Source organism: Stenotrophomonas sp. 2201_Sma, assembly GCF_056486685.1.
This window is the reverse complement of record NZ_CM151329.1, coordinates 1,446,252-1,462,772: the sequence shown is the minus strand read 5'-3', so window position 1 is coordinate 1,462,772 and position 16,521 is coordinate 1,446,252. Positions and strand designations below refer to the sequence as shown.

The 16,521-nt window shown below is 67.4% G+C and carries 12 protein-coding genes; all 12 read left to right on the top strand.

Annotation, left to right across the window (positions count from 1 at the left end; all coding sequences use genetic code 11):
• Positions 1-3: 3 nt before the first annotated feature.
• The 12 genes from uppS (at position 4) to ACZLIF_RS06805 (ending at position 16,414) form a co-directional block, all read left to right on the top strand.
• Positions 4-771 carry a polyprenyl diphosphate synthase gene (gene uppS, locus ACZLIF_RS06860; RefSeq protein WP_128989601.1) on the top strand — a complete coding sequence of 256 codons (768 nt, stop codon included), beginning with the start codon at positions 4-6 and terminating at the stop codon, positions 769-771.
• The gene (locus ACZLIF_RS06855; protein WP_053518308.1) at positions 768-1,604 is read left to right on the top strand and encodes a phosphatidate cytidylyltransferase; all 837 of its coding nucleotides are present in this window, start codon (positions 768-770) and stop codon (positions 1,602-1,604) included. Before uppS ends, ACZLIF_RS06855 begins: the two co-directional genes overlap by 4 nt.
• Positions 1,605-1,606: 2 nt before the next feature.
• Positions 1,607-2,797 carry a 1-deoxy-D-xylulose-5-phosphate reductoisomerase gene (gene dxr / locus ACZLIF_RS06850; protein WP_128989603.1) on the top strand — a complete coding sequence of 397 codons (1,191 nt, stop codon included), beginning with the start codon at positions 1,607-1,609 and terminating at the stop codon, positions 2,795-2,797.
• 60 nt (positions 2,798-2,857) lie between these two features.
• Positions 2,858-4,216 (top strand): RIP metalloprotease RseP, encoded by a 1,359-nt coding sequence (gene rseP, locus ACZLIF_RS06845; protein WP_128989605.1) that lies wholly within the window; start codon positions 2,858-2,860, stop codon positions 4,214-4,216.
• 74 nt (positions 4,217-4,290) lie between these two features.
• Positions 4,291-6,711, top strand: a complete 2,421-nt coding sequence (gene bamA / locus ACZLIF_RS06840) for an outer membrane protein assembly factor BamA (protein ID WP_065174695.1) — start codon at positions 4,291-4,293, stop codon at positions 6,709-6,711.
• 440 nt (positions 6,712-7,151) lie between these two features.
• Positions 7,152-8,174 (top strand): UDP-3-O-(3-hydroxymyristoyl)glucosamine N-acyltransferase, encoded by a 1,023-nt coding sequence (lpxD, locus tag ACZLIF_RS06835; protein ID WP_053519892.1) that lies wholly within the window; start codon positions 7,152-7,154, stop codon positions 8,172-8,174.
• Positions 8,171-8,629 (top strand): 3-hydroxyacyl-ACP dehydratase FabZ, encoded by a 459-nt coding sequence (fabZ, locus tag ACZLIF_RS06830; RefSeq protein WP_053519893.1) that lies wholly within the window; start codon positions 8,171-8,173, stop codon positions 8,627-8,629. Before lpxD ends, fabZ begins: the two co-directional genes overlap by 4 nt.
• An 18-nt stretch (positions 8,630-8,647) precedes the next feature.
• Complete coding sequence (gene lpxA / locus ACZLIF_RS06825) at positions 8,648-9,439, top strand: acyl-ACP--UDP-N-acetylglucosamine O-acyltransferase (RefSeq protein WP_053519894.1); 792 nt, start codon at positions 8,648-8,650, stop codon at positions 9,437-9,439.
• The gene (lpxB, locus tag ACZLIF_RS06820; protein ID WP_128989607.1) at positions 9,436-10,695 is read left to right on the top strand and encodes a lipid-A-disaccharide synthase; all 1,260 of its coding nucleotides are present in this window, start codon (positions 9,436-9,438) and stop codon (positions 10,693-10,695) included. Before lpxA ends, lpxB begins: the two co-directional genes overlap by 4 nt.
• Entirely contained in the window at positions 10,692-11,351 is a 660-nt protein-coding gene (locus ACZLIF_RS06815; RefSeq protein WP_478462467.1) for a ribonuclease HII, read from the top strand. The genes lpxB and ACZLIF_RS06815 overlap by 4 nt, the downstream gene beginning before the upstream one ends.
• Before the next feature lie 359 nt (positions 11,352-11,710).
• Positions 11,711-15,304 carry a DNA polymerase III subunit alpha gene (gene dnaE, locus ACZLIF_RS06810; RefSeq protein ID WP_128990023.1) on the top strand — a complete coding sequence of 1,198 codons (3,594 nt, stop codon included), beginning with the start codon at positions 11,711-11,713 and terminating at the stop codon, positions 15,302-15,304.
• 150 nt (positions 15,305-15,454) lie between these two features.
• Complete coding sequence (locus ACZLIF_RS06805; protein ID WP_053519898.1) at positions 15,455-16,414, top strand: acetyl-CoA carboxylase carboxyltransferase subunit alpha; 960 nt, start codon at positions 15,455-15,457, stop codon at positions 16,412-16,414.
• Positions 16,415-16,521: the final 107 nt, after the last annotated feature.

The window sequence follows — 16,521 nt, the reverse complement described above, 5'->3', positions numbered from 1 at the left end:
TCGATGCCTTCAGTCCCGCCTCCCCTGCCGGCCGCCCTGCCCCGCCACGTCGCCATCATCATGGATGGCAACGGACGCTGGGCACAGCAGCGCCGCCGCCCGCGCGTGATCGGCCACCGTGCCGGCGCGCGCGCGGTCAACCGCACCATCGAGCGCTGCCTTGAACTGGGCATCCCGGCGCTGACCCTGTTCGCCTTCTCCAGCGAGAACTGGGGCCGGCCGCAGGACGAAGTCGATGCGTTGATGAAGCTGTTCCTGGGTGCGCTCGACCGCGAAGTGGACGAGCTGCACCGCCGGGGCGTGCGCGTGCGCTTCATCGGCGAGCGCGAGCGCTTCGGCGCCTCGCTGGTCAGCCGCATGCAGCTGGCCGAACAGCGCACCGCCGGCAACACCACGCTGACCCTGTCGATCGCCGCCAGCTATGGCGGCCGCCAGGACATCGCCCGCGCGGCGCGCGCACTGGCTGCCGAAGTGGCGGCCGGACGGCTGCTGCCCGAACAGATCGACGAGACGCTGCTGGGCCGGCAGATGGCCCTGGCCGACCTGCCGGCACCGGACCTGTTCATCCGCACCGGTGGCGACACCCGCATCAGCAATTTCCTGCTGTGGCAGCTGGCCTACACCGAGCTGTGGTTCACCGAGGCACTGTGGCCGGACTTCGACGCCGCGATGCTGCAACAGGCGCTGGATGCCTATGCGGGCCGTGAGCGCCGCTTCGGCCTGACCAGCGCCCAGATCGCCGCCCTGGCCACCGAGACGTCCAGCCCATGACCAAGACCCGAGTCCTCGCCGCGCTGATCATGGCGCCGGTCGCCATTGCCGCGATCCTGCTGCTGCCGACGCAATGGCTGGCCGCCGCGGCCGCCGCCGTCCTGCTGATCGGCCTGTGGGAATGGCTGAAGCTGGCCGACGTTGAAGACACCCTGGCGCGCACCGTGCTGCTGGTATTGAACCTGCTGCTGATGGTGCTGCTGGTGTGGGCCGACGGCAGTACCCTGGTGCTGTTCCAGATCACCACGCTGGTCGGCGTCGCCTGGTGGCTGGCGGCGCTGGTCTGGCTGCGCTTCTTCAACTTCGGTGCACAGCCGGGCAGCCCCGCGCGCATCCTCAAGCTGCTGGCCGGCACACTGGCCATCGTGCCGGCCTGGGCCGCACTGGTGCTGATCCACGCCGGCGGCGACCCGCCCGGCCGGCAGGGGCATCTGTGGCTGCTGGCCGCGCTGGCGCTGGTCTGGGCCGCCGATTCGGGCGCCTACTTTGCCGGCCGCCGCTTCGGCAGGCACAAGCTGGCCCCGCGCATCAGCCCGAACAAGACCTGGGAAGGCCTGGTCGGCGGCCTGCTGGCCGGCGTGGCCGTGGCCGTCGGCCTGGGATGGCTGGCCGGTATCGACCTGGCCCACCTGCCGGGCCTGCTGATCACGTCCGTGGTCGCCGTGCTGGCCTCGGTGCTGGGCGATCTGTTCGAGAGCCTGATCAAGCGCCATGCCGGTGCCAAGGACTCGGGCAACCTGATCCCGGGCCATGGTGGCGTGCTCGACCGTGTCGACGGCGTCCTGGCAGCCGTGCCGGTGTTCGCGCTGGGCAAGGAAATCTTCGGATTCTGACCATGCATGCAGCAGCAGACCTGCGCCGGGTCGCCGTGTTCGGCGCCACCGGATCGATCGGTGCCTCCACCCTGGATGTGATCACGCGCCATCCGCAGCGCTACCGGGCCACCGTGCTGGCCGCCGGCCGCCAGGTGCAGGCGCTGCTTGCCCTGTGCCGCCAGCATCAGCCCCTGCACGCGGTGATCGCCGACGAGGCCCTGTACCCTGCGCTGCGCGACGGCCTGCGCGAGGCCGGCCTGGCGACCCAGGCCCACGCCGGCCAGGCAGCGCTGGACCAGCTTGCTGCCAGTGACGCCTGCGACACTGTGGTGGCTGCCATCGTCGGCGCAGCAGGGCTGTCCTCGACCCTGGCCGCCGCCGCCGCGGGCAAGCGCATCCTGCTGGCAAACAAGGAATCGCTGGTGCTGGCGGGCGAACTGCTGACCCGTACCGCCGAACGTGCCGGGGCCGAGATCATTCCGATCGACAGCGAGCACAGCGCCATCTTCCAGTGCCTGCGCTCGCGCGACGCCAGCCTCGAAGGCGCCGGGGTGCGCCGGATCCTGCTCACCGCTTCCGGTGGACCGTTCCGTGGCCGCAGCCGCGCCGAACTGGCGCAGGTCACCCCGGCCCAGGCCGTGGCCCACCCGAAGTGGTCGATGGGGCCGAAGATCTCGGTCGATTCCGCCACCCTGATGAACAAGGGCCTGGAAGTGATCGAGGCCCACCACCTGTTCGCCGTGCCGGGCGAACGCATCGACGTGCTGGTCCATCCGCAGAGCCTGGTCCATTCGCTGGTCGAATTCGTCGACGGCTCGACCCTGGCGCAGATGGGCCTGCCGGACATGCGCACCACCCTGGCCGTTGGCCTGGGCTGGCCGCAGCGCATCGCCTCGGGCGTGGCCGGGCTGGATCTGCTGGCGCAGGGCCGGCTGGATTTCGAGGCGCCCGATACCGAGGCCTTCCCCTGCCTGGCGTTGGCCTGGCAGGCGATGCGCGCCGGCGGCACCGCCCCGGCGATACTGAACGCCGCCAACGAAGAGGCCGTTTCAGCGTTTCTTCAGGGCCGGATCGGTTTCCTGACCATCCCGGCACTGGTCGCTAACGCTCTTTCAACACTGCCGACCGAGCCAGCCGATACACTGGAGGTCCTGTTGTCCGCCGACCAGCGCGCACGCCTGCTGACCCTGAACGCCATCGACGCCGCCTGAACCGCCCGCCTGCCCAGCCCTGCATGACGACGCCGCCCCTGCCCGCCAACGTGAGCCTGCATGACTGACTTCATCGGATCGGTCTGGTGGATGATTGTCAGCCTGGGGCTGCTGGTCACCTTCCACGAGTTCGGGCATTACTGGGTCGGCCGCCTGTGCGGCGTCAAGGTGCTGCGCTTCTCTGTCGGCTTCGGCCGGCCGCTGTGGTCGCGGCGCGACCGGCATGGAACCGAATTCGCCATTGCTGCGATTCCGCTGGGCGGCTATGTGAAATTCCTCGACGAGCGCGAAGTCGAGGTGCATCCGCAGGAACGCGGCCAGGCGTTCAACCACAAGACCGTCTGGCAGCGCATCGCCATCGTCGCCGCCGGCCCCGTCGCCAACCTGCTGCTGTGCATCCTGCTGCTGTGGGCGATGTTCGTGATCGGCAAGCAGGACTATTCGCCCACCCTCGGCCGCACCAGCGGCATCGCCGCGACGGCGGGGCTGAACAGCGGTGACCGCGTGCTGCGCGTGGACGACCGCCCGGTCAGCACCCTGGGCGAGGCCAGCATGGCGCTGACCGCGGCAGCGATGGACCGTCGTGATGTCACGTTGGACGTGATCGACCGCAGCGACCAGCTGCATGTCCGTACCCTGCCGCTGTCGCAGCTGCCGGCAGGCTTCGATGAACGGCGGGTGCCGATCCTGGCGGGTCTGTACTGGCAGTCATGGCTGCAGCCCGCCCTGGTCGACAGGCTCACACCGGATTCCGTTGTTGCGGGCCAGCTGCAGCCGGGCGACCTCATCGTGGCCATCGACGGGCAGCGCATTGACAGCGTTGACCAGGTGATCGGCGAAATCCAGGCCCTGGGCCGCACCGGCGGCCCCGGCATGATCGAAGTCCTGCGTGGCGGCGAGCGGCTGGCACTGGAAGTGACTCCGCGCCAGGGCAAGGACGGCAAGGGCGAGCCGGTCTGGCAGATCGGCGTCGGTTTCCCCACCACCTACAGCCCGGCCTACGACACCCTGCTGCGTTACGGGCCACTGGACGCGGTCACCGTGGCGGTGCGTGAAACCGGCCGGCTGGCCGCCGACTCGCTGGGCATGATGGCCCGCATCGTGACCGGCAAGGCCTCGCTGCAGAACGTTTCCGGCCCGGTCACCATCGCCCGTGTGGCCAATGTATCGGCCAAACGTGGGCTCGACTGGTTCCTGCAGTTCCTCGCGCTGCTGTCGCTGAGCCTGTGCATCATCAATCTGCTGCCGATCCCGATCTTGGACGGCGGCCACCTGCTGTATTACCTTATCGAGTTGGTCAAGGGCAGCCCGCTGAGCGAGCGTGCCATCGCCGCCGGCCAATACATCGGCCTGGCGTTGCTGGCCGGGCTGATGGGGTTGGCGTTCTACAACGACATCCTCGGCCTGGTCCCGCGATGAACTTTTCCACGTTGTTGCCGTCTACAGCGTCGGCATCCCGCACCAATGAAATCGACCTTCCTACCGGACGTGACATGACGCGACTCCCCAATCGCCGCCTGCTGGCCCTCGCCCTCGCCGCCGTCACCGGCGCTCCCGCCCTGGCCCAGGCAGCCGAGCCCTTCACTGTCAGCGATATCCGCGTCGACGGCCTGCAGCGCATCAGCTCGGGTACGGTATTCACCTACCTGCCGGTGGAGCGTGGCGAGACGGTCACCGACAGCAAGGTCGGCGAAACCATCCGCGCCCTGTACAAGACCGGCTTCTTTGAGGACGTGCAGCTGGACCGCCAGGGCAACATCCTTGTGGTGACGGTCAAGGAACGCCCGGCGATCAACAAGCTGACCGTGACCGGCAACAAGGACATCAAGTCCGACCAGCTGCTCAAGGGCCTGTCCGACATCGGCCTGACTGAAGGCGGCACGTTCGATCGCCTGAGTCTGGACCGCGTGACCCAGGAACTGCGCCGCCAGTACAACGACCGCGGCAAGTACAACGTCGAGATCACCCCGACGGTGAGCCCGCTGGACCGCAACCGTGTGGACATCGCCATCGCGATCAAGGAAGGCAAGGCGGCCAAGATCCGCCATGTCAACCTGGTCGGCACCGAGAAGTACGACAGCAAGGACATCCTGGAAACCTGGGAATCCAAGGAGCACAACTGGGCCTCGTGGTACCGCCGCGATGACCAGTACTCCAAGGAAAAGCTGTCCGGCGACCTGGAAAAGCTGAACTCGTGGTACCTCGACCGGGGCTACGTCGACTTCAGCATCGACTCCACCCAGGTGTCGATCAGCCCCGACAAGCGCGACATGTTCCTCACCGCCGGCGTGACCGAGGGTGAGCAGTACAAGATCTCCGAGATCAAGGTCAGCGGCGACACCATCCTCCCGCAGGAGGACGTGGAGCGCATGGTGATCCAGAAGTCCGGCGACACCTTCTCGCGGGCGCTGCTGGAATTCAGCTCGGACACGATCACCAACTCGCTGTCCAACATCGGCTACGCGTTCGCCAAGGTGAACCCGATCCCGACCACCAACCGTGCGGACCAGACCGTTGCCATCAACATGCAGGTGGTGCCGGGCCCACGCGTGTCGGTGCGTCGTATCGTCTTCCGCGGCAATACCCGCACCTCCGACGAGGTGATGCGTCGCGAAATGCGCCAGTTCGAGAACAGCTGGTACTCGCAGGCCGCGATCGACCGCTCCAAGATTCGCCTGCAGCGCCTGGGCTATTTCGAATCGGTGGATGTGGAAACCCCGGCCGTCAGCGGCAGCAACGACCAGGTCGACGTCGTCTACAACGTCAAGGAAACCACCTCCGGCAGCTTCGTGTTCGGCCTGGGCTACTCGCAGTCCTACGGCATGACCACCTCCGTGCAGCTGTCGCAGAACAACTTCCTCGGCGGCGGCAACCGCGTGTCGGTGGAAGCCTCGCGCAGCAGCTACCTGCAGCGCTATGGCTTCAGCTACACCAACCCGTACTTCACCGATGACGGCGTGTCGCTGGGCTACAACCTGTCCTGGCGCGAACTGGACTACTCCGACTTCAACACCGCGCAGTACAACAGCACCAACGGTGCCGCGCAGGTGGTGTTCGGCGTGCCGCTGACCGAAACCGACTCGGTCTCGCTGATGTTCGGCATCGACAGCAACCAGATCTCGACGTACCAGAACGCAACGCCGCAATCAATCATCGACTACATCAACGCCGTCGGCCGCCGCACCTTCCATGCCTGGCGCACCGAACTCGGCTGGGCACGCGACTCGCGCAACGACTACTTCATGCCGACCCGCGGTACCTACCAGCGCATCGGCCTGGAGACCACGCTGCCGGGTTCGACCGTCGAGTACTACAAGCTGAACTACCAGATCTCCAAGTACTGGCCGATCATGCCGTCGCTGGTGATCAACACGCGCGCGGAAATCGGCTACGGCGACAGCTACGGCAAGGACACCTCGCGTGATCTCTGCTACACCGAGCCGACCGCGGCCAACCCGAACCCGGTGCAGACCGTGAACTGCAACCCGAACTCGCCGGACTACGTGAAGACGGTGACCGCCAGCGGCCTGCCGTTCTACGAGAACTTCTACGCCGGCGGTACCAACTCGGTGCGCGGCTTCGAGGACAATACGCTGGGCCCGCGCGAAATCACCCCGGGGTACCCGGACGGCCAGCCGCTGGGCGGCTCGGTGAAGACGGTCGGCTCGGTGGAAGCCTACTTCCCGCGCCTGTTCGACAGCCCCTCGGCGCGCGTGTCGGCCTTCGTCGACTTCGGCAACGTCTACAACGGCACCAAGAACTTCAAGGCCAACGAGCTGCGCGTGTCCACCGGTGTGGCCCTGCTGTGGCGCGCCCCGGTCGGCCCGATCTCGATCAGCTATGCGTTCCCGCTGAAGAAAGAAGACGACGACAAGATCGAGCGTCTGCAATTCACCTTCGGTGGGCAGTTCTAAGAACTGACCACCGAAGGTGCGCCGCGGCTTGCTGCGCAAGCAGCGGGTCCCGACCTACCCCTATCCCCCGCGCCGCTGGCGCGCCCCCCTTAACAGAAGGGGGGCTCTCCACCAGACGGGGTACGAAGCGCCGGGCTCTGCCCGGCGTTTTCGTTTAACCCGGATGGCTGAAGCGCACGATCCGCTTTTGATCTTTTCTGTTTTCCGCGGCTGGCACTCGCGCCACGCTGTCAGAGGTCGGGCGGATCGGGGCTGCGGGGGTGTGAGCCGCATGGATGCGGCGATCAAGGCTACAGGGACGTACTTGCGCCGTCCCCCGCAGCCCCGACCCGTCCGACCCAGCCCATGAGCCTGGCTCTGTCGGCCGCGAGGGGCCCCGCCGTTGGCTGCACAACTGCCCCCCGCATGACCGCAATGGCGTCACACGTTAAACTCCCGCCGTGAATACTCCCTCCTACACCGCCCAGCAACTCGCCGAGCAGTTCGGCCTGCAGGTCCATGGCGACCCCGCCACCGCCATCCATGGCGTGGCCACCCTCGCCCATGCCGGCCCTGGCCAGCTGACCTTCCTCGCCAATCCGCGCTACCGCACCCAGCTGGCCGACAGCCAGGCCTCGCTGGTGGTGCTGCGTGCCGACGATGCCGAGGCGGCTCCCGGCGCCGCGCTCGTGGCCAAGGACCCGTACACCACCTTCGCCAAGATCGCCGCGCTGTTCGACATCGCACCGACGCGCCCGCCGGGCATCCATCCCAGCGCCGTCATCGATCCCACCGCCCAGGTCGCAGCCAGCGCCCATATCGGTCCGTTCGTGTCCATCGGCGCCCGCAGCGTGGTCGGCGAGAACTGCATCATCGGCACCGGCAGCGTGATCGGCGAGGATTGCAGCCTGGACAACGGCTGCGAACTGATCGCCCGGGTCACCCTGGTCACCCGCGTCCGGCTGGGCAAGCGTGTGCGCGTCCACCCCGGCGCCGTGCTCGGCGCCGATGGCTTCGGCCTGGCGATGGACGCGGGCAGGTGGATCAAGGTGCCGCAGCTTGGCGGCGTGCGCATCGGCGACGACTGCGAAATCGGCGCCAACACCTGCGTGGACCGAGGCGCGCTGGAAGACACCGTGCTGGACGAAGACGTGCGCCTGGACAACCTGGTGCAGATCGCACACAACGTGCAGATCGGCGCGCACTCGGCCATCGCTGGCTGCACCGGCATTGCCGGCAGCGCCAAGATCGGACGTTACTGCCTGCTCGGCGGCCACGTAGGCGTGGTCGGCCACCTGGAGATCTGCGACAAGGTCGTGATCACCGGCAAATCAGTGGTGCGCAACTCCATCCATGAGCCGGGCGAGTATTCGTCCGGCACCCCGTTGACCGACAACCGCACGTGGCGCAAGAACGCCGCGCGCTTCAAGCAGCTCGATACGCTGGCCCGGCGCATCCTGGCTGTGAGCAAGGAGAAAGAATGAACGACACGCTGCAGCTTCCGATCGATGTCCTCCAGATCCAGGAGCTGATCCCGCACCGCTACCCGTTCCTGCTGGTGGACAAGGTCCTCGAGCTGGATGTGGACGCCAAGCGCATCCTTGCCCAGAAGAACGTGAGCATCAACGAGCCGTTCTTCCAGGGCCATTTCCCGGGCCGCCCGATCATGCCCGGCGTGCTGATCATCGAGGCACTGGCGCAGGCCGGCGGTGTGATGACCCAGCTCTCGCTCGGCCGCGATGCGCAGTCCAAGCTGTTCTACATGGTCAAGGTGGAGAACGCCCGCTTCAACAAGCAGGTGGTGCCGGGCGATGTGCTGCTGCTGGACGTGCAGATGAAGCGGCTGATCCGCAACATGGGCTGGTACTACGGCGAAGCCAAGGTCAACGGCGAAGTGGTGGCCTCTGCCGAGGTCATGTGCGCCGGTGCCAAGGGCTGAGCCATAACGGAGCCAGGAATGACTGACAACGCCCCACGGATCCACCCCACCGCCGTCATCGACCCGTCCGCCCGGCTGGCCGACGATGTGCAGGTCGGTGCCTTCACCCTGATCGGTGCCGATGTGGACATCGGCGCAGGAACGGTCGTCGGCCCACACTGCAGCATTCTCGGACCGACCCGGATCGGCCGCGACAACCGCTTCATCGGCCACGCAGCCATCGGCGGCGAGCCGCAGGACAAGAAGTTCGCCGGTGAACGCACCGAACTGGTGATCGGCGACCGCAACGTGTTCCGCGAGTTCGTCACCGTCAACCGCGGTACCGGCGGCGGCGGTGGCATCACCACGATCGGTGACGACAACTGGATGCTGGCCTATACGCATGTGGCACACGACTGCCACGTCGGCAACGCCTGCGTGTTCTCCAACAACACCACGCTGGCCGGCCACGTCACTGTCGGCGACTACGTGATCATCAGCGGCTTCGCCGGTGCCCACCAGTTCTGCCGCATCGGCGCCCACGCCTTCCTCGGCATGGGTGCGCTGACCAACGGCGATGTTCCGCCGTTCACCATGGTGGGCTCCGATTCGCTGGGCCGCCCGCGCGGCATCAACAGTGAAGGCCTGAAGCGCCGCGGTTTCGATGCCGAACGCATCTCCGCCATCAAGCGTGCCTACCGGACCCTGTACGTGGCCGGCCTGCCGCTGGCCGAAGCCAAGCAGCAGCTGGTTGAACAGGCGCGCGACAGCGAGGACGTGAAGTCCATGCTGGAGTTCATCGAACACGCAGAGAGGCCCCTGCTGCGATGAGCAGCACGTCCGGCCAGGCGCCGGCCGGCGCCGCTGTCATTCCGCTGGCCTCCCTGGCCGGCAGCGTGCCTGCACAGCGGGTGCTCAGCGAGCGGCCGCTGCGGATCGCACTGGTGGCCGGTGAGGCCTCCGGCGACCTGCTCGGTGCCGGCCTGGTGCGCGAGTTGAAGGCCCGCTTCCCGAACGCCGAGTTCGCCGGCATCGGCGGCGATGCCATGCGCAATGCCGGTTGCCAGACCTGGCACGACGCCAGCGAACTGGCGGTGATGGGGCTGACCGAAGTCCTGCGCCACCTGCCGCGCCTGTTGAAGCTGCGCTCGGCCGTCCGCCAGCGCGCGCTCGAGTGGCAGCCGGACGTGTTCATCGGCATCGATGCGCCGGACTTCAACCTGGGCATCGAGCGCTGGCTGAAGCAGCGTGGCGTGCGCACCGTGCATTACGTCAGCCCTTCGGTCTGGGCGTGGCGCGAGAAGCGCGCCGAGAAGATCGGCAACAGTGCCGACCTCGTGCTGTGCCTGTTCCCGATGGAACCCCCCATCTACGCCCGGCACGGAATCGACGCGCGCTTTGTCGGTCATCCGATGGCCGATGACATTCCGCTGCAGGGCAACCGCGACGAAGCCCGTGCCGCGCTGGGCCTGCCGGCCACGGCCAAGGTGCTGGCGGTGCTGCCGGGCAGCCGCCTGGGCGAGATCTCGCGCCTGGGCGAGCCGTTCTTCGAGGCCGCGTGGCAGGTTTCCGAGCGGATTCCGGGGCTGCACGTCGTGGTGCCTGCCGCCAATGCCGCCTGCCGTCGCCTGATCGAGGAACAGCTGTCGCGTTCGGCGCTGCCGGTCGCCTACTCGCATGTGCTTGATGGCCAGGCCCGCGACGCCATGATCGCCGCCGACGTGGTGGTGCTCGCCTCCGGCACCGCGACCCTGGAAGCCATGCTGGTGAAGCGGCCGATGGTGGTCGGCTATCGCGTCAACGAACTGACCTACCGCCTGGTCAAGGCGCTGGGCCTGATCAAGGTCGACCGCTTCGCCCTGCCCAACATCCTGGCCGGCCAGGACCTGGCACCGGAGCTGATGCAGCACGACTGCACGCCGGACAAGCTGGCCGCCGCCATCCAGCAGTGGTTCGACCATCCGCAACGGGCCGCCGACCTGCAGGGAACCTATTCGCGCCTGCATGAACGCCTGCGCCGCAATGCCTCGGCACGCGCCGCCGACGCTGTCGGCGAGCTGCTGGTACGCGAGCTGGACAAGGCATGAGCCGCCGCCACGCCGCCGCAGCCAGCCTGGCCCTGTTCGACGGTTCACTGCGGGTTGAACCGGACCGCCTGGTCGCCGGTGTCGATGAGGCCGGCCGTGGCCCGCTGGCCGGGCCGGTCGCCGTCGCGGCGGTGGTATTCGATCCTGCCCGCCCGCGCATCAACGGCCTGGATGACTCCAAGCAGCTCACCGCCGCGCGCCGCGAGCAGCTGTACGATCGAATCATCGATCGCGCCCTGGCCTGGCATGTGGTGCTGGTGGACGTGGCAGCGATCGACCGCCTGAACATCTACCAGGCCACCCTGCAGGGCATGCGCGACGTGGTGGCGGCCGTGGCCCATGTGGCCGGCTTCGCCCGCATCGACGGCAACGTGGTTCCGAAGGGGCTGGTACTGCCGGCGCAGGCGCTGGTTGGTGGCGATGGCATCGACCGCGCGATCATGGCGGCGTCGATCCTGGCCAAGGTGTCGCGCGACCGGTACATGCAGGACCTGCACGTGCGGCATCCGCACTACGGTTTCGACCAGCACAAGGGCTACGGCACTCCGGCCCATCTGGCGGCACTGCGTGAACACGGCCCCTGTGGCGAGCACCGGCGCAGTTTCGCCCCGGTGCGTGAATGCCTGGAAAACCCGGCGGCCGCGGCCATCGCCTGAACAACCGCCGCCGGGCATGGCCCGGCGGCACCGTGCGCTCACATTGCCGTGGTAGCGCCGGGCCATGCCCGGCGGCATCGTGCGCCCACAGTGCCGTGGTAGCGCCGGGCCATGCCCGGCGGCATCGTGCGCCCACATTGCCGTGGTAGCGCCGGGCCATGCCCGGCGGCACCGTGCGCCCACATTGTCGCGGTAGCGCCGGGCCATGCCCGGCGGCATGTTCGCGCAATCGACGTGCCGTCAAGAGCTTGTCGCCTCCCCCTGCCCTCGCTACCCTGACCGGGCATTCCAGCGCTTCCCGACCCCGGCGACGAACTCCCGTCGGCACCCGGGGCCCCCGCGCTCCAACCTGGTCCGGCATGTCCAACTCCCGTTTCGTACATCTCCACGTCCACACCGAGTTCTCGCTGGCGGACTCGACCATCCGTGTGCCGGCCAAGCCGGACCAGGCCGACCCGAAGAAGGCCAAGCAGGCCAACCTGCTGTCACGCTCGGTCGAGCTGGGCCTGCCCGCGCTGGCGGTGACCGACCTCAACAATCTGTTCGCCCTGATCAAGTTCTACAAGGCAGCCGAAGGCGTGGGCATCAAGCCGATCGCCGGCGCCGACGTGATGATCGCCGAGGAGGGCCAGGACCCGTGGCGGATGACCCTGCTGTGCCGCGACCGCGAAGGCTACCTGAGCCTGTCACGGCTGCTGACCCGTGCCTGGATGGAGGGCCATCGTCCGGAAGGCGGCGTCGCCGTGCATCCGGACTGGTTGAAGGCGGGCAACGCCAACCTGTTCGCGCTGGCCGGGCGCGAGAGCCTGGCCGGGCGCCTGGCGCTGGACGGCAAGCACGACCTTGCCGAGCAGCATCTGGCCGACTGGCAGCGGGTGTTCGGCGATGGCCTGCACCTGGAGCTGACCCGCACCGGCCGCGATGGCGAGGAGGCCTTCAACCGCTTCGCGCTGATGGCCGCCGGCCAGCGCGGCCTGCCGGTGGTGGCCAGCAACGATGTGCGCTTCCTTGCACCGTCGGACTTCAGCGCGCATGAGGCACGTGTGTGCATCTCGACCGGCCGCGTGCTGGACGATCCCAAGCGGCCGCGCGAGTACAGTGACCAGCAGTACCTGAAGTCGGCCGAGGAGATGTGCGCGCTGTTCGCCGACATCCCCGATGCGATCGACAACACGCTGGCGCTGGCCGAGCGCTGCAACATCGAGATGCGGCTGGGCACCTACTTCCTGCCCAACTACCCGGTGCCGGACGACGAGACCCTGGATACCTGGATCCAGAAGATGTCGCGCGACGGCCTGGAAGAACGCCTGCAGAAGAATCCGCTGGCGCCGGGCAAGACCCGCGAGGAGTACTTCGAGCGCCTCGAATTCGAGCTCGACACCATCATCAAGATGGGTTTCCCCGGCTACTTCCTGATCGTGGCCGACTTCATCCAGTGGGGCAAGAACCAGGGCATCCCGATCGGCCCGGGCCGTGGTTCTGGTGCCGGTTCGCTGGTGGCGTGGGCGCTGAAGATCACCGACCTGGATCCGCTGCCCTACAACCTGCTGTTCGAGCGGTTCCTGAATCCGGAACGCGTGTCGATGCCCGACTTCGACATCGATTTCTGCATGGACCGCCGCGACGAAGTGATCGACTACGTCGCGCGCAAATACGGGCGCGAACGCGTCAGCCAGATCATCACCTACGGCACCATGGCCGCTAAGGCCGTGGTGCGCGATTCCGGCCGTGTGCTCGGTTTCCCCTATGGCCTGGTTGACGGTGTCTCCAAGCTGATCCCGAACATCCTCGGCATCCACCTGAAGGATGCGCTCGGCAAGGGCAAGGAAGGCCCGGGCTCGGAGATGGCATCGGCCGAGCTGATCCAGCGTTACGAGACCGAAGACGATGTCCGTGACCTGATCGATCTGGCGCTGCAGCTTGAAGACCTCACCCGCAACGCCGGCAAGCACGCCGGTGGCGTGGTGATCGGCCCCGAGCCGCTGAGCGAGTTCTGCCCGCTGTACGCCGAACACGACGAGAACGGCATCGGCAAGAACCCGGTCACCCAGTTCGACAAGAACGACGTCGAAGAAGTGGGCCTGGTGAAGTTCGACTTCCTTGGCCTGCGCACGCTGACCATCATCGACTGGGCGGTGAAGGCGATCAACAAGCGCCACGCGCGCGCCGGCATCCCGCCGGTGGACATCGCGGCGATCCCGCTGGACGACGCGCCGACCTACAAGGACATCTTCGCCAACGGCAACACCGGTGCGGTCTTCCAGTTCGAATCCTCCGGCATGCGCCGCCTGCTGAAGGACGCACGCCCCGACCGTTTCGAAGACCTGATCGCGCTGGTGTCGCTGTACCGCCCCGGCCCGATGGACCTGATTCCGTCCTTCAACGCGCGCAAGCACGGGCAGGAAGAAATCATCTATCCCGATCCGCGCACCGAAGCCATCCTCAAGGACACCTACGGCATCATGGTGTACCAGGAGCAGGTGATGCAGATGGCGCAGATCGTCGGCGGCTACTCGCTGGGCGGCGCCGACCTGCTGCGTCGTGCGATGGGCAAGAAGGTGCCGGCCGAAATGGCCAAGCATCGCGAGATCTTCCGTGAGGGTGCGGCCAAGGGCGGCGTCGACGGCCCCAAGGCCGACGAGATCTTCGACCTGATGGAGAAGTTCGCCGGCTACGGCTTCAACAAGTCGCACGCCGCTGCCTACGCGCTGGTCAGTTACCAGACCGCGTGGCTCAAGCGCCATTACCCGGCCGAGTTCATGGCGGCCACGCTGTCTTCGGACATGGACAACACCGACAAGGTGGTCGGCTTCCTCGACGAGGTGCGCAACCTCGGCCTGACCGTGCTGCCGCCGAAGGTGAACCAGTCCGCCTTCATGTTCGAGGCAGCCACGCCGGACACCATCCAGTACGGCCTGGGTGCGATCAAGGGTGTCGGCCAGGGTGCCTGCGAAGCGGTGGTGGACGAGCGGCTGCGGGGTGGAAACTACACCGACCTGCTCGATTTCTGTACCCGCGTCGGCTCGGCCAAGCTCAACCGGCGCACCCTGGAAGCGATGATCAACTGCGGCGCACTGGATGAGCTGGGCCGCAACCGCGCCTCGCTGATGCTGCAGCTGCCGGAAGTGATCAAGGCCACCGAGCAGATGGCACGCGAGCGCGCCTCCGGGCAGAACTCGCTGTTCGGTGGGCCGGACCCGAGCGCGACGACGATCCAGCTGGACCTGCCGGAGGCCGAAGAGTGGCCCCTGCTGCAGCGCCTGAACGGCGAGCGCGACACGCTGGGCTTCTACCTCAGCGGCCATCCATTCGATCCGTGGCGCGACGACGTGCGCGATCTGGTCGGCAACGATCTGGGCGCGGTGGAAAAGATCTGGAGCGCCAACAGCGGCGGTGGTGGTGGTGGCGGTGAGAAGCGCTGGCGCCCGGAAGTGCAGACCGTGCTGGCCGGCCAGGTGGTCGGCGTGCGCCGCAAGGGCGAAAGCCAGATCTTCATCCAGCTCGAGGACGGGCGTGGACGCGTGGAGTGCAGCGCGTTCTCCGACACCCTGGCCGAGTTCGGCCACCTGATGACCAAGGACCGCATCCTGGTGGTCAAGGGCGGCCTGCGTGAAGACGAATTCAACGGTGGCTACGCCCTGCGCATCCGCCAGTGCTGGGATTTCGATGAGGTCTGCGCCAACTACGCTACGCGCCTGTCGCTGCGGCTGGACCTTCGCCAGCAACGGCCGGTGTGGGAGCGCATCGATGCCCTGCTCGACCGCCATCGCCCCGGCCGCACGCCCCTGCGCCTGGACCTGCTGCTGAAGGGCCCGCACGGTGGCATCGCCGGCATGCTCGACGTGTCCGGACAGAGCGCCGTGCGCATCGACTCGAAGCTGATGGAAGCGCTGCGCGCCGACCCGGCCGTGCGCACCCTGAAGGTGCGCTACAGCCCGCCCTGGGCCAGCTGATCCCGCCCCGCCAGGTCCCGCGTCCAGCCGGCGCGGCCAAGGCAGCGCGCTGCCTGCCGGCCAGCCCCTCCGTACGCTCCAGACAGGGGCGTACGGGGAATTTCACCGGGTTCGGCTACACTTTCCTCCTTCTTTACACGACGGCTTCCGATGAATCCGAACTACCTCGACTTCGAGCAACCCATCGCCGACCTGGAAGCGAAGATCCAGGAGCTGCGCAACGCCAGTGCCGGTCCGGCGGTCAATGTCGAGGCCGAAGTGCACGCGCTGCAGGACAAGCTGCGCATGCGTACCGCACAGATCTTCCGCAACCTGACCTCCTGGCAGGTGCTGCAGCTGGCCCGCCACCCGTCGCGGCCCTACACCGCCGATTACATCCGCATCATCTTCGATGAGTTCCAGGAACTGGCCGGTGATCGCGCCTTTGCCGACGACAAGGCCATCATGGGCGGCCTGGCCCGCATCAATGGCCGCGCGGTGATGGTCATCGGCCACCAGAAGGGCCGCGACACCAAGGAGAAGATCAAGCGCAACTTCGGCATGCCCAAGCCCGAGGGCTACCGCAAGGCGCTGCGCCTGATGAAGATGGCCGAGCGTTTCGGCCTGCCGGTGCTGACCCTGATCGACACCGCCGGCGCCTGGCCGGGCATCGACGCCGAATCGCGCGGCCAGTCCGAAGCGATCGCGCGCAACCTGATGGAAATGGCCGAACTGAAGGTGCCGGTGATCTGCACCGTGATCGGCGAAGGCGGCTCGGGCGGCGCGCTGGCACTGGGCGTGGGCGACCGCACCGTGATGCTGGAGTACGCGGTGTATTCGACCATTACCCCGGAAGGCTGCGCCTCGATCCTGTGGAAGGACGCCGGCAAGGCCAAGGACGCGGCCGAACAGCTGGGCCTGACCGCCCCGCGCCTGAAGAGCCTGGGCCTGGTCGACAAGGTCGTGCGCGAGCCGACCGGCGGCGCCCACCGCAACCCGACGCAGATGGCCCGGCGCCTGAAGGCCGTGCTGCTGAACGAGCTGGACGCGCTGGACAAGCTGTCCACCGGGGAACTGCTGGAACAGCGCTACAAGCGCCTGCGCAGCTACGGCACCTACGAGGCCGCGTAATCGCTGCTTCCGCTGCACGGTAACGCCTGAAGCCGGGCAATGCCCGGCTCCAGAGGTGCCACATCCGTGTGGCGATACGTCCCTGTTCCTGTGCGTACGGACCCGCC